This is a genomic window from Marivivens aquimaris (genome assembly GCF_015220045.1).
GTDB lineage: Bacteria > Pseudomonadota > Alphaproteobacteria > Rhodobacterales > Rhodobacteraceae > Marivivens > Marivivens aquimaris.
In genome coordinates this window covers 1,342,667-1,362,891 of the sequence record NZ_JADBGB010000001.1, presented here as the reverse complement: position 1 = coordinate 1,362,891, position 20,225 = coordinate 1,342,667, and the positions used below count along the sequence as shown (strand labels likewise).

Below are 20,225 nucleotides of genomic sequence, written 5' to 3'. Positions count from 1 at the left end.
TTCCGTTACTGGCGGAGGAACCACCACAGATGAAGACAATCACGACGACCGAGGCTCTTGCCGACTTCTGCCTCGAAGCTGCCAAACGTCCCTATGTGACTGTCGACACTGAGTTTCTTCGGGAACGCACCTATTACTCCAAGCTTTGCCTCGTGCAGATGGCCTACCGCGACGACGCGGGTGAGGATGCTGTGATTATCGACCCGCTGGTCGATGGCCTTTCGCTCGAGCCGATGTACGAACTGTTCCGCAATCCCACCGTCACCAAAGTTTTCCACGCGGCCCGTCAGGACCTCGAGATTTTCTTTGTTAACGCAGGCCTCATCCCCGCGCCGCTGTTTGACACGCAGGTCGCCGCGATGGTCTGCGGCTACGGCGAGCAGGTCGGCTACGAGACCCTCGTGCGCAAGATTGCGAAGGCGGACCTCGATAAGTCGAGCCGTTTCACCGATTGGTCGCGCCGCCCGCTGACCGACGCACAGCTGAAATACGCTGTCGCAGACGTGACGCACCTGCGTGACATCTACGAGTCCCTATCGGAGCGCCTGAAGAAATCCGGCCGCGCTCGCTGGGTGTCCGAAGAGATGGCGGTTCTCAACGATCCGGCCACCTACAAGACCAAACCCGAAGACGCTTGGCAGCGTGTGAAGACCCGCACCACCTCGGGCCGCTTCCTGTCGATCGTCAAGGAACTCGCCGAGTTCCGCGAAGCCTATGCCCAGCGTCGCGACGTGCCGCGCAGCCGTGTGTTCAAGGACGACGCGCTGGTCGAGCTGGCCTCGACCAAGCCGCAGAATGAAGGTGATCTGGGTCGCTCGCGTCTGCTGCTCCGCGAAGCCCGCAAGGGCGAGATTGCCGACGGTATCCTTGCTGCGATCAAGCGCGGTCTGGAAACTCCGCCCGAAGATGCGCCCAAGATGCCGAAGGGCCGTGAAAAGCTACAGGTGAACCCTGCGCTCGCCGACCTGCTGCGCGTGCTGCTGAAGGCCAAGGCCGACCGTGAAGGCGTTGCGCAAAAGCTCATCGCGACCTCTGCCGACCTCGACGCGATTGCAGCGGGCGAGCGCGATGTCGATGCGCTGCACGGCTGGCGCCGTGAGGTGTTTGGTGACGATGCGCTGGCGCTCTGCGACGGCAAGGTGGCGCTCGCCGTCAAAGGCAACAACGTCCAAACAATCCAGCTTTGATCAGCGGCTGGTGCGCTGCGCGCCTGTCGCGCCGCGCACTGTGACGCTCCGCGTTGCGGCCAGTTCTGCATTGCTCAGAACCGTGGCAACCGTCACGCGGCGACCGCCTGCCGTGTTCGACGGCATGACGCGGAACGCGTAGACAAGGTTGCCGCCATCGGCGCTCTCCAGCACTAGTTCGGCATTGTACGACCCGCCGGTCGCGGCGTAGCCCGTCGCGCGGATTATCGCGCCGTCGGGCATCCGTTCGATCCGCACGTCGGTCACGGTGTCGATCAGCACGCGCTGGTCCACGGTGACAACGCGGCGACTTTCGGGGACGAGGGGACGGATTTCTTGAGGCTGCGCGGCAACGGCCTGACTGCGGCCGAACCAGTTCATCGGATTGAGCCGCGATTCCGCGATGCGGGCGCAGCCCGTCACCGTCACACAAACCAGACCCGTCAAAACCAAACGTCGCAGCATACTTTCGTCTCCTCACCTTTCCCTTAGGTAAAATTGGTAGCCGAACCATATGCTTCTGGGAAGCCTCCTCTGGACCTTTCGCGGCGCGTTCCCTAAGTCCTAGGACGAACGAAAGGACGCATCATGGCCACCGCAGCATTCGAAGATATCGCAGACACGTTCGACTTCCTCGACGACTGGGAAGACCGCTACCGCCACGTGATCGAGCTGGGCAAGGAAATGCCGCCGCTCGAAGACGCGCTGAAGGTTCCGGCGACCAAGGTGGACGGCTGCGCGAGCCAGGTCTGGCTGATGCCGCATGAAGAGGGCGGTGTTTACACCTTCCGCGGTGACAGCGACGCGATCATCGTGCGCGGCCTTATCGCGATCCTGCTGGCGCTGTTCAATGGGCTGTCGGCCAAAGAGATCCTCGCCGTCGACGCCCAAGCGGAACTCGGACGTCTTGGCCTGAACGAACATCTGTCGTCGCAGCGCTCCAACGGTGTGCGCGCGATGATCGAGCGCATCCGCCAGACGGCTGCCGCCGCTTAACGCGGCAGGCTGTCCATCTTGATGCCCAGACGGTCGGCCAGTGCAAAGGCCGACATTTCGTGATCCTCGATCGAGGGCAGGCCGGAGATGCCGATCGCGGCAATCACGCCCACGCCCTTGACGGTCACGGGAAAGCCGCCGCCGTGGATGACGAAGTCCTCGTAGCGCAGGCCCACGTCCGGCCACTGTTCGCGGCCCTCGGCGTTGTATTCCAGTCCCGCACGCATTGATGATTTGTAGGTCCGCAGCACGGTGTTGATCTTGCGGCGGCCCCAGTCCTGATTTTCAGGCGTCGCGCCGGGCAGGGTCGCGAAAAAGAAACGGCGCGAGGACGAACGGATTTCGATGCTGACGGGCGCATTAACCGCCTTGGCGCGAGCGCGCAGGTCGCATCCGATCTCGAACGCGATATCTTCGTCGAAGGCGTCAAGAACGAGCCGCTTTTCCTGTTCTTTAATGGCGTCAATCAATTGCTGGGACATGGGTACTCCTCCAAAACGAGGCCCACGTTAGACGTATCCCGAACCCTCGCAATCGAATAGAGAGGGTCAGGAGCAAATCGTGTCAGATTGGTTCAAGCGTTTGAAAGCGCCGTGGCAAGTTCACCGTATCCGGTGAAGCGGCGTTCGAACGTCAGGCCCATCCGTTCAGCGCAGGCTTCCGCCTTGGCGGTGAGCGCCGGATCGTCGGTCTGCGCCATGTAGACCAGCGTCTCGTAGTGGCCGAAGTACATCTCCAGCAACTGCGGATGACGGTCGAGGCCGAGAGGCTTCCATACGAAGGCATCGAACTGCCGCGCGAGGAAGTCAGTCAGGTAGAACGAGGTAATCTCGCCGCGCTTTTCGAACGCATCAACGCCTTCGAAAAAGGCGTAGCAATGCGGGCCGCGGATCATCTCCACGCCGAGCTTTTTGCACGCCGCCTCCAGATATCCGCCCGTGCCGCAATCGGCGTAGGCGACGAACACGCGGCCGTAATCGTCGCGGTGCTCTTCGACGGCGGCAACGACCGCGTCGGTGATCTTTTCAGGGTGATTATGCAGGATGGCGGGCAGGCACTGAAGGTCGAGGTGGTCCCAGCCGTTCAGGCCTTTGAGCGCGACAATCTCGTGGGCCAGCGCACCGCAGGCCACAACGAGAACGCGGCCCGCCCCGGAAGGGGGCAGACCGCGCTCTGTCAGAGTGTTGTCTGAAAGATCAGGCATTCATCTGGTTGTGACGGCGAGCGACAAAGGTCTTCGCGGTCTCGACGGCAACAGCCGCGTCACGGCAGTAAGCGTCGGCGCCGATGGCCTTACCGAACTCTTCGTTCAGCGGCGCGCCGCCAACGAGAACGATGTAGTCGTCACGGATGCCCATCTCGACCATCGTATCGATGACGGTCTTCATGTAGGGCATGGTGGTGGTCAGCAGAGCCGACATGCCGAGGATGTCCGGCTTTTCGGTTTCCAGCGCTTCGAGGTAGGCTTCGACAGCGTTGTTGATGCCGAGGTCGACGACTTCGAAACCGGCGCCTTCCATCATCATCGAAACAAGGTTCTTGCCGATGTCGTGGATGTCGCCCTTCACAGTGCCGATGACCATCTTGCCGACGCGCGGTGCACCGGTTTCGGCCAGAAGCGGCTTGAGGATGGCCATGCCGCCCTTCATCGCGTTCGCAGCAAGCAGAACTTCGGGAACGAAGAGGATGCCGTCGCGGAAGTCTTTGCCGACGATGGTCATACCGCCAACCAGAGCTTCGGTCAGAACGCGGTAGGGCGCCCATCCGCGGCCCAGAAGGATGTTGACGCCTTCTTCGATCTCTTCCTTGAGACCGTCGTAAAGGTCGTCGAACATCTGTTCGACCAATTCTTCGTCGTTAAGTTCGGAGAGGATGATCTCGTCGTCTTCAGCCATGACGGGTTCTTTCGCTAAAAAGAGGGCGTTTTTCTTCCTTTCCCCCATATGCGACAAATGGTCTGGACCGATTGCGACTTCGGACGTAGCGGAAGCGACCGCAGTGTCGAAATTAACAACTTTGCGAAGTTCCTATTTTGTTCTATTTTGCAGAATATGGAGCTTCCGATCCCCAAAGACAGGCGCAAAGGGCGCGCCGCCACATACAATCCCGCCAACCGTTTCGACCGCTATTCCTCGGTCGCGGAGGATGACGGCTGGGATCTGGAGGAGGAGATTGCTCCGCTTCGGACGACCGTGACCGACGAGGTGCCGCGCAGCGTCATCACCCGCAACACATCGCCCGACATTCCGTTCGACCGCTCGATCAATCCCTATCGCGGCTGCGAGCACGGGTGCATTTATTGCTTCGCGCGGCCGAGTCATGCCTACCTTGGGTTGTCCCCGGGGTTGGATTTCGAAACGCAGCTGATCGCCCGTCCCGACGCGCCGGAGGTGCTGGCGAGGGAGTTGTCGAAGACCTCCTATGTTCCTGCAACCATTGCGATCGGGACCAATACCGACCCGTATCAGCCGATTGAAAAGGACCGCCAGATCATGCGGCGGGTGTTGCAGGTGCTGTCGGATTTCAACCATCCCGTGGGCATCGTGACGAAGGGCACGCTGATCGAACGGGACGTGGATATTCTCGCCTCGATGGCGGAGCGGAACCTCGTGAGGGTCGGGATTTCGGTGACGACGCTCGACCCGAAAACCGCGCGGGCGATGGAGCCGCGCGTTCCGCATCCCAAACGGCGGCTCCAGACGATCAAGCGGTTGTCGGAGGCGGGGATACCTGTGCGCGTCATGGCCTCTCCGATGATCCCCGCGCTGACGGATCACGAACTGGAGCCGATCATGGAAGCGGGAGCCGCAGCGGGCGCGCTGGCGGCGTCCTATATCGTACTGCGCCTGCCGCGAGAGGTGTCGCCGCTATTCACCGAATGGGTGGAGGAGAATTTTCCCCTCCGCGCGAACCGCATCATGGCACGCGTGCGCGAATTGCACGGCGGCAAGGACTACGATCCACAGTGGGGCCAACGCATGACGGGGCAGGGTGAATGGGCAGACCTTCTGCGCAAGCGTTTCCGGATCGCGAAGCGACGGTACGGGCTGGACAAGCCGCTGCCGGAATTGCGGACGGACCTGTTCTGCAAACCACCACAGAAGGGCGATCAACTCAGCCTGTTCTGAACGAAAAAGCGCCCCGCAATGCGAGGCGCTTTCCAAGACACGAAACCGATTAGCCGCGGCGACGGCTGCGGCGGGTCGGGGTCGGCTCGTCGCCGCCCGTGCCGTCCGATGCCGACGAGAAACCGCCGAGCTTTTCGGAGATCTCTTCCAGCGACGGACGCTCACCGCGCGAGCGGGTTTCCAGCGCTTCCTTCATGGCGCGCAGGTGTTCCGGCGTGGTGCCACAGCAACCGCCGATGATGGTCGCGCCGCAGTCGCGGGCAAGAACGGCATAGTCGCCCATCAGTTCCGGCGTGCCGTCATAGTGGATGTGACCGTCGTGGTATTTCGGGATGCCGGCGTTACCCTTCGACACGATCGGAGTGTTGGTGCCGGTGGCCGAGAAGCCCAGAACGGTGCGCAGCAGGTCGGACGCGCCGACGCCGCAGTTCGCGCCGAATGCGAGCGGTTTGTAGTCGAGCTTTTCGACGATCTTCGCCAGATCGGCCGAGGTCACGCCCATCATGGTGCGGCCAGCAGTGTCGAAGCTCATGGTGCCGCACCACGGCATTCCTGCCAGCTTTGCGGCTTCGGCAGCGGCTTTGTATTCTTCGGTGGCCGAGATGGTTTCGACCCAGAGCACGTCAACGCCGCCTTCTTTGAGGCCCTCTGCCTGTTCGTGGAACATCTCCACAGCCAGCTCGTGGGTGAGGCTGCCCATCGGCGCCATGATCTCGCCGGTCGGACCGACGGAGCCTGCGACGATGACCTGACGGCCCGAGGCGTCGGCGACTTCACGGCCAAGCTCTGCCGCAACGCGGTTGAGTTCGCGCACACGGCCTTCGGCACTGTGCAGCTTCAGACGCGAGGCGTTGCCGCCGAAAGTGTTCGTCAGGAACAGGTCGCTGCCCGCATCGACGGCACCGCTATAGAGTGCTTTGATCTTTTCGGGGTGGTCGACGTTCCAGAGCTCCGGCGCGTCGCCCGAGTTCAGACCCATATTGAACAGGTTGGTGCCGGTCGCGCCATCGGCCAGAAGCCAGTCGCGGGTTTCGAGCATGCGGGAAAGAGCATTCGTCATGTCTGACCATCCTTGGTGTCGTTTCAGTCCCGCCATGGCACGAGCCAGCAGGGTTTTCAAACACCAATTATAACGCGAAACGAATAGGGACCACGAAAAACGCTCAAACCTGTCCAAGCGGTCAAAAAAGCCTGAAAAAGCTATCGCAAATTAGCAATGCCGTTATGGCCCTGCATTCTTGCAGGTTTTGAGACCTTGCCCTATACGCACCGCCATGACTCACGCCGCGTAAATGCGGACAGACGAGGGGACCTCCATGGCGCGTCGCAAGAAAATCTACGAAGGCAAGGCTAAAATCCTGTACGAAGGCCCGGAGCCGGGAACAATCGTCCAGTACTTCAAAGATGATGCGACTGCTTTCAACGCCGAGAAGAAAGCCGTCATCGAAGGCAAAGGCGTGCTGAACAACCGCCTGTCCGAATTCTTCATGACCGGTCTGCAGAACGTCGGCATCCCGACGCACTTCATCCGCCGTCTGAACATGCGCGAGCAGCTCTGCCGTCAGGTCGAGATCATTCCGCTCGAAGTGATCGTGCGTAACTACGCCGCCGGTTCGATGGCCAAGCGCCTCGGCATGGAAGAGGGCCGCCAGCTGCCGCGTCCGATCGTCGAATTCTCGTACAAGAACGACGCTCTGGGTGACCCGCTGGTTCCGGAAGAATACATCGCCGCTTTCGGCTGGGCCTCGCAGCAGGACATGGACGATATCGTTGCCATCGCTCTGCGCGTGAACGATTTCATGTCGGGCGTCATGCACGGCGTCGGCATCAAGCTGATCGACTTCAAGATCGAACTCGGCCGCGTATGGGACAACGATTTCATGCGCCTCGTCGTTGCTGACGAAATCAGCCCCGATAGCTGCCGCCTGTGGGACATCGAAACCGGCCAGAAGCTGGACAAGGACGTGTTCCGTCAGGACCTTGGCAACCTCACCGACGCTTATACCGAAGTCGCACGCCGTCTGGGCGTTCTGCCTTCGAACGTCACCCACGCCCACAAGCCCACGCTCATCAACTAAAAGGATACGGATCGATGAAAGCCCGCGTTTACGTAATGCTCAAAAACGGTGTGCTCGATCCGCAGGGCGAGGCTGTTCGTCACGCTCTGGGCGCGCTTGGTTTTGATGGTGTCGAAGGTGTCCGTCAGGGCAAGGTGATCGAGCTCGATCTCGCTGAAGGCACCACCGAAGAAACGGTGAAGGAAATGTGCGAGAAGCTGCTCGCGAACACCGTGATCGAAAGCTACAAGGTGGAGCTGTCGGCATGAAGGCAGCAGTCCTCGTTTTCCCGGGGTCCAACTGCGACCGCGACATGAAAGTCGCGCTGGAGAATGCCGGCGCTGACGTCACCATGGTCTGGCACAAGGATGCCGCGCTCCCCGAGGGCGTCGACCTTGTCGCGGTTCCGGGCGGTTTCTCGTTCGGCGACTACCTGCGCTGCGGTGCGATTGCTGCCCAGTCGCCGGTCTGCAAGGGCCTCGTCGACCACGTCAACCGCGGCGGCTATGCCCTCGGCGTTTGCAACGGTTTTCAGGTTCTGACCGAAACCCGTCTTCTGCCGGGCGCGCTGATGCGCAACGCCGGTCTGAAGTTCGTGTGCAAGTCGGTCGGCCTGAACGTCGAAACCGCTGACAGCGCGTTCACTCAAGGCTACGCCAAGGGCGACGTCATCAGCGTTCCGGTCGCGCACCACGACGGCAACTACACCGTCGACGAAGAAACGCTGGCCATGCTCCGCGATCAGGACCGCATCGCGTTCACCTACACGGAGAACCTGAACGGTGCTGTTGGCAACATCGCAGGTGTTCTTTCGGAGAACCGCCGCGTTCTCGGCATGATGCCGCACCCCGAACGCGCCATCGACGCCAACCATGGCGGCACAGATGGACAGGCGCTTTTCCGCGGATTGTTGAACCAAGTCGTCAGCGCCTGATTGCCGATCCAAAGGGGCGAGCGTAAACTCGCCCCATGGCCGCCAAGACCCCGATGAAAGCAGATCCCATAACGCTAGGGCGTTGGCTCACACGCATCAGCGTGGTCGTGCTTGTCATCGTGGCAATGGTGGTGATCTATTTCACCAACCTTCTCCTGACAGAACGTTTTACGGAATCCACGCGCAACCGCGCGGAGGTTCGTATGACGCTCTATGTCGGTAACCTGACTTCCGAGCTTCAGCGCAATTCCATCGTTCCGCAACTGCTGGCCCGTGACCCTGAATTGATCCGCGCGCTGTCGGCGCAGGAATATTCGCTGTCCACCCAGCGTCTGCTGTCTTTCGTGGACGAGATCGGCGCCGCGTCCCTCATGCTGTTTGACCGTGATGGCCGCACCGTGGCCGCCACCGACCGGACCCGTCTGGGCGAGACGCACCGCAACGACCAGTTCTACATTAACGCGCTGCGCTCGAACGCGACGATCTTTACGCTGCTCGAAGCCGAAACGGGCGGCTATTCGTTCGTTTATTCGCGCCGTATCGACGGGCCATCGGGCGCGCTGGGTGTCATCGCGATCGAGGTCGACCTGCATAAGCTCGAACGCAGTTGGGCGAGCATTTCTGACGCGGTGTTTGTCACTGACAGCGCCGGCACCGTGATCCTGTCGACCGAACCGCGCTGGCGAGGCCGGACCGAGGCCGAGGCGCTTGCCGTCCAGTCGCCGAAATCCGCAATCGAACGCGCCCTTCGCGCCACGCAGGACTGGTCGATCATCCCGATTGACGGCTATCTGCAAGGCGAGGCCGTGCTGCGGATGGAGACACGCGTGCCGTTCCAAGGCTGGCGCATGGTCAGTTTTACCACCTACGATTCCGTGCGGGAAAAGGTGAACGGCTTCCTTGCGCTTGAAATCATGGGCTTTGCGATACTGCTCGCGCTCGGCTTCTGGGTGTCGTCCCGTAAATCGGCGTCACGTATGGTGTTCTTCCAACGCGAGTCTGCCGACCTGCGGGCGCTGAACATCCGCCTCCAGCGCGAGATTGCGGAACGCGAGAAGGTCGAAAAGACCCTCGAAGTCGCCGAACAGACGCTCGCGCAGTCGTCGAAACTCGCCGCTCTCGGTGAGATGTCCGCTGCCGTGAGTCACGAATTGAACCAGCCGCTCGCCGCGATGAAAACCTACCTCGCGGGTGCGCGCCTGCTGCTGCAACGTAAACGCTCCGAAGAGGCGCTGGCCTCGTTCCAGCGCATCGACGACCTGATCGACCGCATGGGCGTCATAACCCGCCAGCTCAAATCCTACGCCCGAAAAGGCAAGGAAGCGTTCGAGCCCGTGGACGTCCGCGATGCCGTGTCGACCGCGTTGTCGATGATGGAGCCGCAACTGAAAACGCGGAAGATTTCGATCTCAAGCGCAATGCCGGCAGAACCCGCGATGATCTACGGCGACCGTCTGCGGCTGGAGCAGGTGATCATCAACCTGCTGCGCAACGCGCTCGATGCGACCAAGACCGCGGGCGATCCGTCGATCGACGTTTTGCTGTCGGTGGGTGACAGCGTACATTTGACCGTTCGTGATAACGGGGCAGGGATCGACGACCTCGACGCGCTATTCGAGCCGTTTTACACCACAAAACTACCGGGAGACGGGGTCGGATTGGGCCTCGCTATCTCGTCAGGGATCGTAAAAGACCTAGGTGGTCGTCTTACCGCACGAAATGGTGCGTCGGGCGGGGCTGTCTTTGAGCTTTCGCTCCCTATCTTTAAGATTAACGATATTGAAGCTGCAGAGTGAGGAACCATGAGCAAGGCCATGAAGATTGCGATCGTCGATGACGAGAAAGACATGCGTCAGTCGATCAGCCAGTGGCTGGCTTTGTCGGGCTTTGACACCGAAACCTTCGCTTCGGCCGAGGATGCGCTGAAAACGATGACCGCTGATTATCCCGGCATCATCGTCAGCGACATCAAGATGCCCGGCATGGACGGAATGCAGTTCCTGCGCAAAATGAAGGGCATCGACAGCTCGCTGCCCGTCATCATGATTACCGGCCACGGCGATGTGCCGATGGCGGTGGAGGCAATGCGCATTGGGGCGTACGACTTCCTTGAGAAGCCGTTCAATCCCGACCGCATGACCGAACTGGCGAAAAAGGCCACCAACGCCCGCCGCCTGACGCTGGACGCCCGCGCGCTGCGCCGCGAGTTGTCGGACGGCTCGGCCATCATGAAGAAACTCATCGGTGCCAGCCCCGCGATGGAGCGCCTGAAAGAGGATATCCTCGACCTCGGCCAGTCCGATGGTCACGTCCTGATCGAAGGCGAAACCGGTACCGGCAAAACCCTGATCGCACATGCGCTTCACGCCGTAAGTGCCCGTGCGAACAAGAAATTCGTGCTGCTGGCCTGCGCTGCCTACGATGAAGACAGCCTGACCCGCCGCCTGTTCGGCCCCGTCCGCGAAGACGAGCCGATCCCAGCGATGGAAGAAGCGCGCGGCGGTACGCTGGTGCTTGAGGACATAGAGGCGCTCAGCCCCGCGCAGCAGGCGCGTCTGATGACCGCGATCAATGAGCAGGGCACGCCCTCCGAGACCCGCATCATCGCGATCTGTAACCTTCAGGAACAGGACCGGACCTGCGAAAGTTCGCTGCGCCCCGACCTGTTCTACCGCCTTGCCGCGCTGCGCATCACCGTGCCGCCGCTGCGTGCACGTGGCGAAGACATCCTGACGCTGTTCACGTCGCTGACCGAACAGTTCTCCGAAGAATACGGCTGCGACGCGCCGCAGGTGAACGCGCAGGAAGCGGCGCAGCTTCTGCAAGCGCCGTGGCCGGGTAACGTGCGCCAGCTGATTAACGTTGCCGAACGCGCGGTTTTGCAATCGCGCCGCGGCTCGGGAACGATCACTTCGCTGCTGATGAACGACAGCGACGACACCTCGCGCCCTGCGATGACGACCGAGGGCAAGCCGCTCAAGGAATTCGTCGAAGCGTTCGAGCGGATGCTGATCGATAACACGATGCGCCGCCACAAGGGCTCGATCGTTTCGGTGATGGACGAGCTGTGCCTGCCGCGCCGGACGCTGAATGAAAAGATGGCAAAGTATGGTCTTCAGCGGGCGGACTACCTGTAACCGCCCCTGAAATTTCATTGCGTTGACGTATCATTAAACTTGATCATTGTAATTTATCCCCAACCCGTATTAGGTGGGGATACGTGATGGCGTCCACAAAGGCGTGGCCGACACCGGAAAGTTTCACTGCCTCAGGCCAGCGAGTTGATACGTGGCCTCTGGCAGACGGCATTTGGCCTGTAACAGGCCAGAAGAACGCCCTGGCTGCGCGAGTTAATCGGACGCGCCGGGCCTTAAACGGGCGCCCCTCGACGGGCGTCGGAGAAGAACCGCGATGCAACGCGCGCTGAACACAGGCAGAACGATGATGGCCCCGAGGGGCCTCTCTGTCTGCGCAGCGCCCATCGCCCCTAATAGACACGCTACATCTGCCGCCGCCCCGCCAGGGTGGGCGGCCATGTGCCGTGCAATTGGATCAAATGGCAAAGAAAATGCTCATCGATGCCACCCACGCGGAAGAAACCCGCGTTGTGGTGGTGGACGGAAACAAAGTCGAAGAATTTGATTTTGAAAGTCAGTCCAAACGGCAGCTCGCCGGAAATATCTACCTCGCAAAGGTAACACGCGTCGAACCGTCGCTTCAGGCGGCCTTCGTTGACTATGGCGGCAACCGCCATGGCTTCCTCGCGTTTTCGGAAATCCACCCCGATTACTATCAGATCCCCGTCGCCGACCGCGAAGCTCTGCTGGCCGAAGAACGTGCCTATGCCGAAAGCCTCGCAGCCGAGAACGACAAGGATGACGACGAGGACGAAAAGCCCCGCAAGGTGAACCGTTCGCGCCGTGGTCGTGGCCGCTCCAAGGCGAAAGCCGCCGAGAGCAACAATAACGATCCCGTCGCCACCAAGGAAATTTCGGGCATGGAAACCATCGACCTCGACGAGGGCGAAGATGGTGAAGGCGAGGCCAAGTCGGACAATGACGACGACGCAGTAAGCCCGATGGAAACCGTTGCCGAAACGCCGGTCGACACCCCGTCGAACGACGAGGACGAACAGCCCGACACCGCCGAGGCAGAAACTGCCGAAACGGAAGAGTCGTCGGACGACGAAGACGACAACGATGACGACAAGGACGACTCGATCGAGTCCGTCGCTGACGAAGACGACTCCGAGGACGTGCGTCCGGTGCGCAAGCCGCGCCCCAAGCGCTACAAGATTCAGGAAGTCGTCAAAGTCCGCCAAATCATGCTGGTTCAGGTCGTCAAGGAAGAGCGCGGCAACAAGGGCGCTGCTCTGACCACCTACCTGTCGCTCGCAGGCCGTTACTGCGTCCTGATGCCGAACACCGCCCGTGGCGGTGGCATCAGCCGCAAGATCACCAACGCCGCCGACCGTAAGAAGCTCAAGGAAATCGCGAACGAGATGGACGTGCCGGATGGTGCAGGTCTCATCATCCGTACCGCCGGTTCCCAGCGCACCAAGGCCGAGATCAAGCGCGACTACGAATACCTCCAGCGCCTGTGGGAGCAAATCCGCGAACTGACGCTGGAATCCGCTGCCCCTGCCAAGATTTACGAAGAGGGCGACCTCATCAAACGCACGATCCGCGATCTTTACTCGAAAGAGATCGACGAAGTGATCGTTGCGGGTGACGAAGGTTACCGCACCGCGAAGACGTTCATGCGTATGATCATGCCGTCGCACGCGAAGAACGTGAAACCCTACGCCGACCAACTGCCGCTCTTCGCGCGCTATCAGGTCGAGGGTTACCTTGCCGGTATGTTCAATCCGGTCGTTCAACTGCCGTCGGGCGGTTACATCGTCATCGGCATCACCGAAGCTCTCGTCGCGATCGACGTGAACTCGGGCCGTGCGACCAAGGAAGGCTCCATCGAGCAGACCGCGGTCAAGACGAACCTCGAAGCTGCCGAAGAGATCACCCGCCAGCTGCGCCTGCGCGACCTTGCCGGTCTGATCGTCATCGACTTCATCGACATGGACGAGCGCAAGAACAACACTGCCGTTGAAAAGCGCCTCAAGGACAAGCTGAAAACCGACCGCGCCCGAATTCAGGTTGGCCGCATCTCGGGCTTCGGCCTACTGGAGATGTCGCGTCAGCGTCTGCGTCCGGGTATGCTCGAAGCCACGACCCAGCCGTGCTCGCACTGCCACGGCACCGGTCTGCTGCGTTCGGACGACTCGGTATCGCTCGCCATTCTGCGTCAGCTTGAAGAAGAGGGCGTTCGCGGCCGTTCCAAAGAAGTTCTGGTCAAGGCACCGATTGCTATCGCCAACTTCCTGATGAACCAGAAGCGCGAACACATCGCGGCCATCGAAATGCGCTACGGCATGGCTGTGCGTATCGAGTGTGACCCGTCGATGATCTCACCCGATTTCGAGATCGAGAAGTTCAAGACCGCAACCCGCATCGTGCCCGAAGCCCAGCCCGTGATCTCGACCTCGTCGGTCTCCATGGCCGAGCTGGACGAGGAACTCGACGATATCGTCGAGGAGACCGAGGACGACGAGGCAGAGGTCGAGGCCAAGGCTCCGGCTGCTGAGGAAGAAGAACAGAAGCCCAAGAAGCGCCGTCGTCGTCGCCGTCGTCGTCGGGGTGGCAACAACAATGACGAGAACTCGGATCAGTCGGATGATAACTCGGATGACTCCGAAGGTTCGGACGATAGCGAAAAGAAGGTCGAAGAGACCGCTGCCGCTGCCGAACTGACCGAAGTTGTCGAAGCCAAGGCTGAAGAGGCCGCAGCCGAAGCGCCTGCTGAAGAAGCGGTTGCCGAGGAGAAGCCCAAGAAGCGTACCCGCCGTTCGCGCAAGAAGGTCGAACCGGCTGCCGAGGGCGAAGAGAAGCCCGCCGAGGCCGCCGTAGCTACTGAGGCACCTGCGGAAGCTCCGGCTGAAGAAGCCGCTGCCGAAGAGAAGCCGAAGAAGCGTGTTCGCCGCTCGCGCAAGAAGGTCGAGGAGCCGGTTGCCGAGGTCGCTGCTGAAGCGCCCGCCGAGGCACCTGCTGCCGAAGCCGTTGCCGAGGAAGCTCCCGCTCAGCCAGAAACTCCCGAAGCGCAGCCCGCACCGGAAGTCGTGGATGTTGCTGCTCAGGAACCCGAGGAAGTGGTCACCACCGCTGCCGAGGTGACCGAGGCTGCTGAACAGGCCGAAAAACCCAAAGCGGAAGAAGCCGCAGCCGAAGAAGCCAAGGCCGAAGAGCCCGCGGCGGAACCTGTTGCAGAGGCCGCACCGGAAGAGCCGAAGGAGCCCGAGCTGGTCGCAGCGGAAGAACCCGCCGCACCGCCCAAGCCCAAGCGCACTGGCTGGTGGTCCCGCTAAGAACTTGAAACGCCGCCCTTCGGGGCGGCGTTTTCATTTCAGCCCTTCGCCAAACTGTGACGATCTGCGCCAGTGTTTCCGGCTGACCTCGCTCCGGCTTTGAGTTATCCAAAAGATGGAACGTTTAAGGGGACATGATGGAAAACTTCGCCTCGACCCAGTCGCTCGTCGATGCCAGCCTCATTCTGGCGATGCTCGTTGCTGCGCTTGCGGGTCTTCTGTCGTTCCTCAGCCCCTGCGTTTTGCCTGTCTCCGCGCCGTACCTCGCCTACATGGGCGGCGTCAGCGTCAACGAGATGGACGAAGACACCGGCGCGCGCCGTCGCGTGATGGTCGCCGCTGTGGCCTTTGTTCTCGGCCTGTCGACGGTGTTCCTGTTCCTCGGCTACGCGATGTCGATGGTCGGGCAGTTCTATTTCGAGATTTCGGACAAAGCGAACATCTTCTTCGGCCTCATGATTATGCTCTTCGGCGCGCATTTCGTCGGCGCGATCCGCATCCCGCTATTCATGCGCGAAGCCCGCGTGGACGTGAAGGATCAGGGCGGTTCGATCCTTGGCGCGTACCTTCTGGGCCTCGCCTTCGCCTTCGGCTGGACCCCGTGCCTTGGCCCGATCCTGTCGGCGATCCTCGCCGTGGCCGCCAACGAAAGCTCCGCGACGCGCGGCGCGATCCTGCTGTTCGCCTACGCCATGGGCCTCGGCATTCCGTTCCTGCTGGTCGCTGCGTTCTTCTCGCGCCTTAAGGGGCCGATGGCATGGATGCGCCGCCACATGGATCGGATCGAGCGTATCTCGGGCCTGCTGCTCTGGACCGTCGGTCTGATGCTGCTCACGGGCCGTTTCACCGACCTCAGCCGCTGGCTGCTGGAGACATTCCCCGTTCTCGCGAATATCGGTTAAGTCTTACTCTCGCCCGTTTTCGCCGCTAAAGTCCGTGAAAAGACACGCGGAATCTGGAATGGCGCAAACTGGGCAGGGCAGGGTCGAACGGCGGCGGGTGTTCTACATCCCCGGATACGACCCGATCCATCCACGCCGCTACCGCGAGCTTTACCGCAAGGAATCCGCTGAGCAAGCCAAGGTCTCCGGCTATGAGATCGCGTTGCAACCAAAAGCCACTGGCGGCGCCTACGGGTGGCAGGTCGACGCGGTGATGGGCGGGCAGGCGGCCCACGCCGACATCGATGTGCTGGTCTGGTCCGACATCGTGCGCGGCTCCATGAGCCAGTCGATCCCCGCCACTTACCGCCAGTTGGTCGAGACCGCGTGGGTCTACATTTCCACCGGTGCGTTGTTTCGTCTCATGCAGCTCCGCAAGGGGCCTGTGATCGCTGCCCTGTACCCTGTAGGCGCGTTGCTGGTGCAGGCATTGCTGGCGCTGTTGGTCGTTTGGATCTGCACGGAGGTCGGCGCTCTGGTGACGTTCGGCGAGATCATTGGGCTTGCCATCGGCGCGTTTCTCGGCTGGCGGCTGCTGAACTGGTTCAAGGCCAAGGACGGCAAGTTCTTCGCTTACTACCTGATGCACGACTACGCCTATTCGGCGCATTATCGCGGCGCGAACCCGCCCGAACTCGAAGCCCGCATGGCGTCATTCGGGGACGTGATCGCAGAGGCGCTGACCGCCGATTATGACGAAGTGCTCGTGGTCGGCCATTCGTCGGGCGCGCACCTCGCGGTCTCCATCCTCGCCGATCTGATCCGCGCGGGCAGGGTGCCTGAGGGCAAACGCCTGTCATTTCTCAGCCTCGGGCAAGTCGTGCCGATGGTCAGTTTCCTGCCCAAAGCGGACCGCCTCCGCGCCGATCTGGCGTATCTGTCCGAACGGGACGAACTGACGTGGGTCGACGTGACCGCTCCGGGGGATGGCTGCGCCTTTGCGCTGTGCGATCCGGTGGCGGTGAGCGGGGTGGCGACGGAGGCGCAGAATTGGCCGCTGGTGATCTCGGCGTCCTTCACGCAGACCCTTTCGCCCGAACGGTGGAAGGAACTGCGCTGGCGGTTCTTCCGTCTGCATTTCCAGTACCTTTGCGCCTTCGACCGACCAAAGGACTACGACTATTTCCGGATCACAGCGGGGCCAGTGGCCTTGGGTGATCGCTACGCCGAGCGCACCCATTCGCGCAGCCGCATGACCAAGCCGGTGAACAAATTCACCTCGGTCCGCGCATGACGAAGCCGCCGAAACCAGAGGCGCGGCCCGATAAGGTCAGCCTCCGCCGCTATGTGCGGCTGTTCCGACAGGACATCCTGAGCGCCCAGCCAGCGCGGCTTTATCGTGCTTGGATGGCGGAGTTTAAAACACCGTTTTTCCGCAGCTACATGTGCAACGACCCCGCGCTGGTGCGGCTGGTGCTGAATGAGCGGCCAGACGATTTCCCGAAGTCGGACCGTGTGGGTGCTGGCCTGCGTCCGCTGCTCGGCAACTCGGTGTTCCTGACCAATGGCGAGACGTGGAAACGCCAGCGCCTCATTATCGACCCCGCGTTCGAGGGCGGGCGCCTGCGCGATACCTTCCCCGCGATGTGGGCGGCGGGCGAGGCGATGGTGGCGCGGGTGGAGCACTATGCCAACGGCGAGCCGATCGAGTTCGAGCAGGAGGCGAGCCACGCCGCCGCCGATGTGATCTTTCGCACGCTGTTTTCGATCCCGATCGAACACAACACCGCCGCGCGCGTGTTCCACGAATTCCGTCTGCATCAGCGGACGATGCCGATCCTGAACCTTGCCGCATTTGTCCCCGGTCCGCGTTGGATGCCGCGGTTTTTCCGGCGAGAGACAAAACGGACGGCCAAGGTGATCCGGCAACTCATCAGCTCGCTGACCGCCGAGCGTCTAACTGAGATCAAGGCAGGCACCGCGCCAGACGACCTCGCGACCAAGATCATGACGACCACTGACCCGCAGACGGGCGAGAAGTTCAGCGTGGAGGAGATGGTCGATCAGGTCGCGATCTTCTTCCTCGCGGGGCATGAAACCAGTGCCTCTGCGCTTGCTTGGACGCTCTATCTGCTCGCGACGCACCCCGAGTGGCAGGACAAGATCGCCGCCGAAGCCGCTGATTTGACGGACGATTTCTCGCAGCTGTCAAAGCTGAAAACGGCCCGCGATGTGTTCCGCGAGGGGCTGCGGCTCTATCCGCCGGTACCGATGATGGTGCGCGAAACCACCTGTCCCGAGACGTTCCGTGACCGCCCCGTGAAGGAAGGCGCGCAGGTTGTGCTGTCGCCGTGGCACCTGCATCGGCACGAACGGCTCTGGGAAAAGCCCGACGATTTCGACCCCGCGCGATGGCACACCGAAAACGGAAAAGCCTGTATGCGCGAGGCTTTCATCCCGTTCTCGTCCGGTGCGCGGGTCTGTACGGGAGCGGGTTTTGCAATGGTCGAGGGGCCGCTATTGCTCGCGATGCTGGTGCGAAAGTTCCGGTTCGAACCAGCGCCGGGTCGCACACCGATCCCCGAAGCGCATCTGACCGTGCGCTCCGCCAACGGGATCTGGCTGATGATTACGCCGCGCTAGGCGAGTTTGGCTTGCAGCCGTGTCAGGATGTAGACGCGGATCGCGGAGCCTAGACCCACGTCGCCGCGCGTTTCGTCAATCTCTGCCGTCAGCTCGTTCAGGCCCTTGCCGTCTTCCTTCGCCGCGGCGCGGAAGGCGTCCCAGAACTCGGGCTCCAGCGAAATTGACGTGCGGTGGCCGTGCAGTGTGACCGAGTGTTTGACGGGGCGGGTCGTCATTCGTCGTCCCGTTTCAACTCGTTGAGGCGCTTTTTGGCCAGCTCCGTAATCGCGTCCTCACGCTCGCGCTCGGCCTTAGAGCGTCCGAACTTCACGGCGTTCTGGTCGGCCTGACGCTTGGCGTCGGCCTTTTGCTTTTGCTTGCGGAAACGGTTGAGGTTCACAACATCTGCCATGGCGCGACCTTACGCCTGCTCCGCGCAAAGAAAAAGACCGCCCGTTGCGGGGCGGCCTTTGCATTTTCTCACAGACGGGATCAGTCCTTCGGGCCGACCATGTCTTCGGGGCGCACGATGCGGTCGAAGGTTTCGCCGTCAACAAAGCCGAGCGCGATGGCTTCTTCGCGAAGGGTGGTGCCGTTCTTGTGCGCGGTCTTGGCGACCTTGGTGGCGTTGTCGTAGCCGATGGTCGGGGCCAGCGCGGTGACCAGCATCAGCGACTCTTTCATCAGCTTTTCAATGCGGGCGGTGTTGGCTTGGGTGCCGACGACCATGTTGTCGGTGAAGGCCGAAGCCGAGTCGCCCAGGAGCTGCATGGATTGCAGCACGTTGTAGGACATCATCGGGTTGTAGACGTTGAGTTCGAAGTGACCCTGAGAGCCAGCGAAGCCGACAGCCGCGTCGTTGCCCATGACGTGCGCGCAGACCATGGTCAGGGCTTCGGCCTGGGTCGGGTTCACTTTACCCGGCATGATCGACGAACCCGGCTCGTTTTCGGGCAGGATCAGCTCGCCCAGACCCGAACGCGGGCCGGAGCCGAGCAGACGCATGTCGTTGGCGATCTTGAACAGCGAACCGGCAACGGTCTTGAGCGCGCCCGAGAGCATGACCATCGCGTCGTGCGCGGCCAGTGCTTCGAACTTGTTCGGCGCGGTGACGAAGGGCAGGCCGGTGATTTCGGCCATGTTGCCCGCGACTATCTCGGCCCAGCCTTTTTTGGTGTTCAGACCGGTGCCGACAGCCGTGCCGCCCTGCGCCAGTTCGTAGATGTCACCGAGGCAGGCTTCGACGCGTTCGATGCCCTTGCGGACCTGATGCGCGTAACCCGAGAACTCCTGACCCAGCGTGAGCGGGGTGGCGTCCTGCGTGTGGGTGCGGCCGATCTTGATGATGTCCTTGAACTCTTCCTGCTTGGCTTCGAGAGCGGCAAGCAGCTTGCGCAGACCCGGCAGCAGGACGTCACGCGCCTGCATGGCGATGCCGACGTGCATCGCGGTCGGGAAGGTGTCGTTAGACGACTGGCCCATGTTGCAGTGATCGTTCGGGTGGACGGGCTTTTTCGAACCCATCTCGCCGCCGAGCATTTCGATCGCGCGGTTCGAGATCACCTCGTTCGCGTTCATGTTCGATTGGGTGCCCGAACCGGTCTGCCAGACGACCAGCGGGAAGTTGTCGTCGAACTTGCCGTCGATGACTTCGCCAGCGGCGGCGATGATGGCGTCAGCGATCTCGGCGTCCATGGTGCCGAGTTCCTTGTTCGCCATGGCGCAGGCTTTTTTCACAACGCCGAGCGCGCGAATGATCGGCACGGGCTGCTTTTCCCAGCCGATGGGGAAGTTGATGATGGAACGCTGGGTTTGTGCACCCCAGTACTTGTCGGCAGGAACTTCGAGCGGGCCGAAGCTGTCGGTTTCGGTGCGGGTCGCGGTCATAGGGCTCTCCTCAACAAAGGGTTGCCCTGTCATACCCCATACCCAACCGAAAGCAATACGGTATACCGTGGGATACCGCGCTTTAACGCTAACAAATGTGCAGGTTCAGGCG

Annotated in this window: 20 protein-coding genes; 12 read left to right on the top strand and 8 right to left on the bottom strand. The window is 61.5% G+C overall.

Annotated elements, in window-relative coordinates:
• The first annotated feature begins 29 nt into the window (after window positions 1-29).
• On the top strand, window positions 30-1,187 hold the full coding sequence (rnd, locus tag IF204_RS06780) for a ribonuclease D (protein ID WP_194095682.1): 1,158 nt from the start codon (window positions 30-32) through the stop codon (window positions 1,185-1,187).
• Here the strand turns inward: rnd and IF204_RS06775 are convergent, their stop codons facing one another.
• Complete coding sequence (locus tag IF204_RS06775) at window positions 1,188-1,652, bottom strand: hypothetical protein (protein WP_194095680.1); 465 nt, start codon at window positions 1,650-1,652, stop codon at window positions 1,188-1,190.
• Window positions 1,653-1,775: 123 nt separating this feature from the next.
• Here IF204_RS06775 and IF204_RS06770 point away from each other — a divergent pair, with 123 nt between their 5' ends.
• On the top strand, window positions 1,776-2,183 hold the full coding sequence (locus tag IF204_RS06770; RefSeq protein ID WP_194095678.1) for a SufE family protein: 408 nt from the start codon (window positions 1,776-1,778) through the stop codon (window positions 2,181-2,183).
• Here IF204_RS06770 and IF204_RS06765 read toward each other — a convergent pair.
• The 3 genes from IF204_RS06765 to IF204_RS06755 all read right to left on the bottom strand — a co-directional run bounded on the left by IF204_RS06765 (window position 2,180) and on the right by IF204_RS06755 (window position 4,078).
• Window positions 2,180-2,665, bottom strand: coding sequence for a heme-degrading domain-containing protein (locus IF204_RS06765; RefSeq protein ID WP_194095676.1), 486 nt, complete (start codon window positions 2,663-2,665; stop codon window positions 2,180-2,182). The genes IF204_RS06770 and IF204_RS06765 overlap by 4 nt on opposite strands.
• A 92-nt stretch (window positions 2,666-2,757) precedes the next feature.
• The gene (locus IF204_RS06760) at window positions 2,758-3,387 is read right to left on the bottom strand and encodes a DUF1638 domain-containing protein (protein ID WP_194095674.1); all 630 of its coding nucleotides are present in this window, start codon (window positions 3,385-3,387) and stop codon (window positions 2,758-2,760) included.
• Window positions 3,380-4,078 (bottom strand): corrinoid protein, encoded by a 699-nt coding sequence (locus tag IF204_RS06755; protein ID WP_194095672.1) that lies wholly within the window; start codon window positions 4,076-4,078, stop codon window positions 3,380-3,382. Before IF204_RS06755 ends, IF204_RS06760 begins: the two co-directional genes overlap by 8 nt.
• A 156-nt stretch (window positions 4,079-4,234) precedes the next feature.
• Between IF204_RS06755 and IF204_RS06750 the strand changes: the two genes are divergently transcribed.
• Window positions 4,235-5,311, top strand: a complete 1,077-nt coding sequence (locus IF204_RS06750) for a PA0069 family radical SAM protein (protein WP_194095670.1) — start codon at window positions 4,235-4,237, stop codon at window positions 5,309-5,311.
• 49 nt (window positions 5,312-5,360) lie between these two features.
• Here IF204_RS06750 and bmt read toward each other — a convergent pair whose 3' ends face one another.
• Window positions 5,361-6,371, bottom strand: a complete 1,011-nt coding sequence (bmt, locus tag IF204_RS06745) for a betaine--homocysteine S-methyltransferase (protein ID WP_194095668.1) — start codon at window positions 6,369-6,371, stop codon at window positions 5,361-5,363.
• 256 nt (window positions 6,372-6,627) lie between these two features.
• Here bmt and purC point away from each other — a divergent pair, with 256 nt between their 5' ends.
• The 9 genes from purC to IF204_RS06700 all read left to right on the top strand — a co-directional run bounded on the left by purC (window position 6,628) and on the right by IF204_RS06700 (window position 18,244).
• On the top strand, window positions 6,628-7,389 hold the full coding sequence (purC, locus tag IF204_RS06740) for a phosphoribosylaminoimidazolesuccinocarboxamide synthase (protein WP_194095666.1): 762 nt from the start codon (window positions 6,628-6,630) through the stop codon (window positions 7,387-7,389).
• A gap of 14 nt (window positions 7,390-7,403) precedes the next feature.
• Window positions 7,404-7,637, top strand: a complete 234-nt coding sequence (gene purS, locus IF204_RS06735) for a phosphoribosylformylglycinamidine synthase subunit PurS (RefSeq protein WP_167638175.1) — start codon at window positions 7,404-7,406, stop codon at window positions 7,635-7,637.
• Window positions 7,634-8,302 (top strand): phosphoribosylformylglycinamidine synthase subunit PurQ, encoded by a 669-nt coding sequence (gene purQ / locus IF204_RS06730; RefSeq protein ID WP_194095664.1) that lies wholly within the window; start codon window positions 7,634-7,636, stop codon window positions 8,300-8,302. Before purS ends, purQ begins: the two co-directional genes overlap by 4 nt.
• 53 nt (window positions 8,303-8,355) lie before the next feature.
• The gene (locus IF204_RS06725; RefSeq protein WP_194095662.1) at window positions 8,356-10,098 is read left to right on the top strand and encodes a sensor histidine kinase; all 1,743 of its coding nucleotides are present in this window, start codon (window positions 8,356-8,358) and stop codon (window positions 10,096-10,098) included.
• Window positions 10,099-10,104: 6 nt separating this feature from the next.
• Entirely contained in the window at window positions 10,105-11,439 is a 1,335-nt protein-coding gene (locus IF204_RS06720) for a sigma-54-dependent transcriptional regulator (protein WP_194095660.1), read from the top strand.
• Between the two features lie 419 nt (window positions 11,440-11,858).
• A complete protein-coding gene (locus IF204_RS06715; protein ID WP_194095658.1) occupies window positions 11,859-14,720 on the top strand; it encodes an Rne/Rng family ribonuclease in 2,862 nt (953 codons plus the stop codon).
• Between the two features lie 137 nt (window positions 14,721-14,857).
• Window positions 14,858-15,622 (top strand): cytochrome c biogenesis CcdA family protein, encoded by a 765-nt coding sequence (locus IF204_RS06710; protein WP_194095656.1) that lies wholly within the window; start codon window positions 14,858-14,860, stop codon window positions 15,620-15,622.
• A 58-nt stretch (window positions 15,623-15,680) separates the two neighbouring features.
• A complete protein-coding gene (locus IF204_RS06705; protein ID WP_194095654.1) occupies window positions 15,681-16,895 on the top strand; it encodes a hypothetical protein in 1,215 nt (404 codons plus the stop codon).
• The gene (locus IF204_RS06700; RefSeq protein ID WP_194095652.1) at window positions 16,892-18,244 is read left to right on the top strand and encodes a cytochrome P450; all 1,353 of its coding nucleotides are present in this window, start codon (window positions 16,892-16,894) and stop codon (window positions 18,242-18,244) included. The genes IF204_RS06705 and IF204_RS06700 overlap by 4 nt, the downstream gene beginning before the upstream one ends.
• On the opposite strand, the gene IF204_RS06695 is transcribed toward IF204_RS06700, so the two are convergent.
• From IF204_RS06695 to fumC, 3 genes are all read right to left on the bottom strand, one after another.
• Window positions 18,241-18,462: a ribbon-helix-helix domain-containing protein gene (locus IF204_RS06695; RefSeq protein ID WP_167638183.1), complete on the bottom strand. Its 222-nt coding sequence runs from the start codon at window positions 18,460-18,462 to the stop codon at window positions 18,241-18,243. The two genes, IF204_RS06700 and IF204_RS06695, sit on opposite strands and share 4 nt — an antisense overlap.
• Window positions 18,459-18,638 carry a DUF4169 family protein gene (locus IF204_RS06690; RefSeq protein WP_194095650.1) on the bottom strand — a complete coding sequence of 60 codons (180 nt, stop codon included), beginning with the start codon at window positions 18,636-18,638 and terminating at the stop codon, window positions 18,459-18,461. The genes IF204_RS06695 and IF204_RS06690 overlap by 4 nt, the downstream gene beginning before the upstream one ends.
• A gap of 80 nt (window positions 18,639-18,718) precedes the next feature.
• Window positions 18,719-20,113 carry a class II fumarate hydratase gene (gene fumC, locus IF204_RS06685; protein WP_194095648.1) on the bottom strand — a complete coding sequence of 465 codons (1,395 nt, stop codon included), beginning with the start codon at window positions 20,111-20,113 and terminating at the stop codon, window positions 18,719-18,721.
• Window positions 20,114-20,225: the final 112 nt, after the last annotated feature.

Excerpts from the sequence above, each read along its gene's own strand:
- rnd (WP_194095682.1), top strand. The coding sequence starts at position 30 with ATGAAGACAATCACGACGACCGAGGCTCTTGCCGACTTCTGCCTCGAA.
- IF204_RS06775 (WP_194095680.1), bottom strand. The coding sequence starts at position 1,652 with ATGCTGCGACGTTTGGTTTTGACGGGTCTGGTTTGTGTGACGGTGACG.
- IF204_RS06770 (WP_194095678.1), top strand. The coding sequence starts at position 1,776 with ATGGCCACCGCAGCATTCGAAGATATCGCAGACACGTTCGACTTCCTC.
- IF204_RS06765 (WP_194095676.1), bottom strand. The coding sequence starts at position 2,665 with ATGTCCCAGCAATTGATTGACGCCATTAAAGAACAGGAAAAGCGGCTC.
- IF204_RS06760 (WP_194095674.1), bottom strand. The coding sequence starts at position 3,387 with ATGCCTGATCTTTCAGACAACACTCTGACAGAGCGCGGTCTGCCCCCT.
- IF204_RS06755 (WP_194095672.1), bottom strand. The coding sequence starts at position 4,078 with ATGGCTGAAGACGACGAGATCATCCTCTCCGAACTTAACGACGAAGAA.
- IF204_RS06750 (WP_194095670.1), top strand. The coding sequence starts at position 4,235 with ATGGAGCTTCCGATCCCCAAAGACAGGCGCAAAGGGCGCGCCGCCACA.
- bmt (WP_194095668.1), bottom strand. The coding sequence starts at position 6,371 with ATGACGAATGCTCTTTCCCGCATGCTCGAAACCCGCGACTGGCTTCTG.
- purC (WP_194095666.1), top strand. The coding sequence starts at position 6,628 with ATGGCGCGTCGCAAGAAAATCTACGAAGGCAAGGCTAAAATCCTGTAC.
- purS (WP_167638175.1), top strand. The coding sequence starts at position 7,404 with ATGAAAGCCCGCGTTTACGTAATGCTCAAAAACGGTGTGCTCGATCCG.
- purQ (WP_194095664.1), top strand. The coding sequence starts at position 7,634 with ATGAAGGCAGCAGTCCTCGTTTTCCCGGGGTCCAACTGCGACCGCGAC.
- IF204_RS06725 (WP_194095662.1), top strand. The coding sequence starts at position 8,356 with ATGAAAGCAGATCCCATAACGCTAGGGCGTTGGCTCACACGCATCAGC.
- IF204_RS06720 (WP_194095660.1), top strand. The coding sequence starts at position 10,105 with ATGAGCAAGGCCATGAAGATTGCGATCGTCGATGACGAGAAAGACATG.
- IF204_RS06715 (WP_194095658.1), top strand. The coding sequence starts at position 11,859 with ATGGCAAAGAAAATGCTCATCGATGCCACCCACGCGGAAGAAACCCGC.
- IF204_RS06710 (WP_194095656.1), top strand. The coding sequence starts at position 14,858 with ATGGAAAACTTCGCCTCGACCCAGTCGCTCGTCGATGCCAGCCTCATT.
- IF204_RS06705 (WP_194095654.1), top strand. The coding sequence starts at position 15,681 with ATGGCGCAAACTGGGCAGGGCAGGGTCGAACGGCGGCGGGTGTTCTAC.
- IF204_RS06700 (WP_194095652.1), top strand. The coding sequence starts at position 16,892 with ATGACGAAGCCGCCGAAACCAGAGGCGCGGCCCGATAAGGTCAGCCTC.
- IF204_RS06695 (WP_167638183.1), bottom strand. The coding sequence starts at position 18,462 with ATGACGACCCGCCCCGTCAAACACTCGGTCACACTGCACGGCCACCGC.
- IF204_RS06690 (WP_194095650.1), bottom strand. The coding sequence starts at position 18,638 with ATGGCAGATGTTGTGAACCTCAACCGTTTCCGCAAGCAAAAGCAAAAG.
- fumC (WP_194095648.1), bottom strand. The coding sequence starts at position 20,113 with ATGACCGCGACCCGCACCGAAACCGACAGCTTCGGCCCGCTCGAAGTT.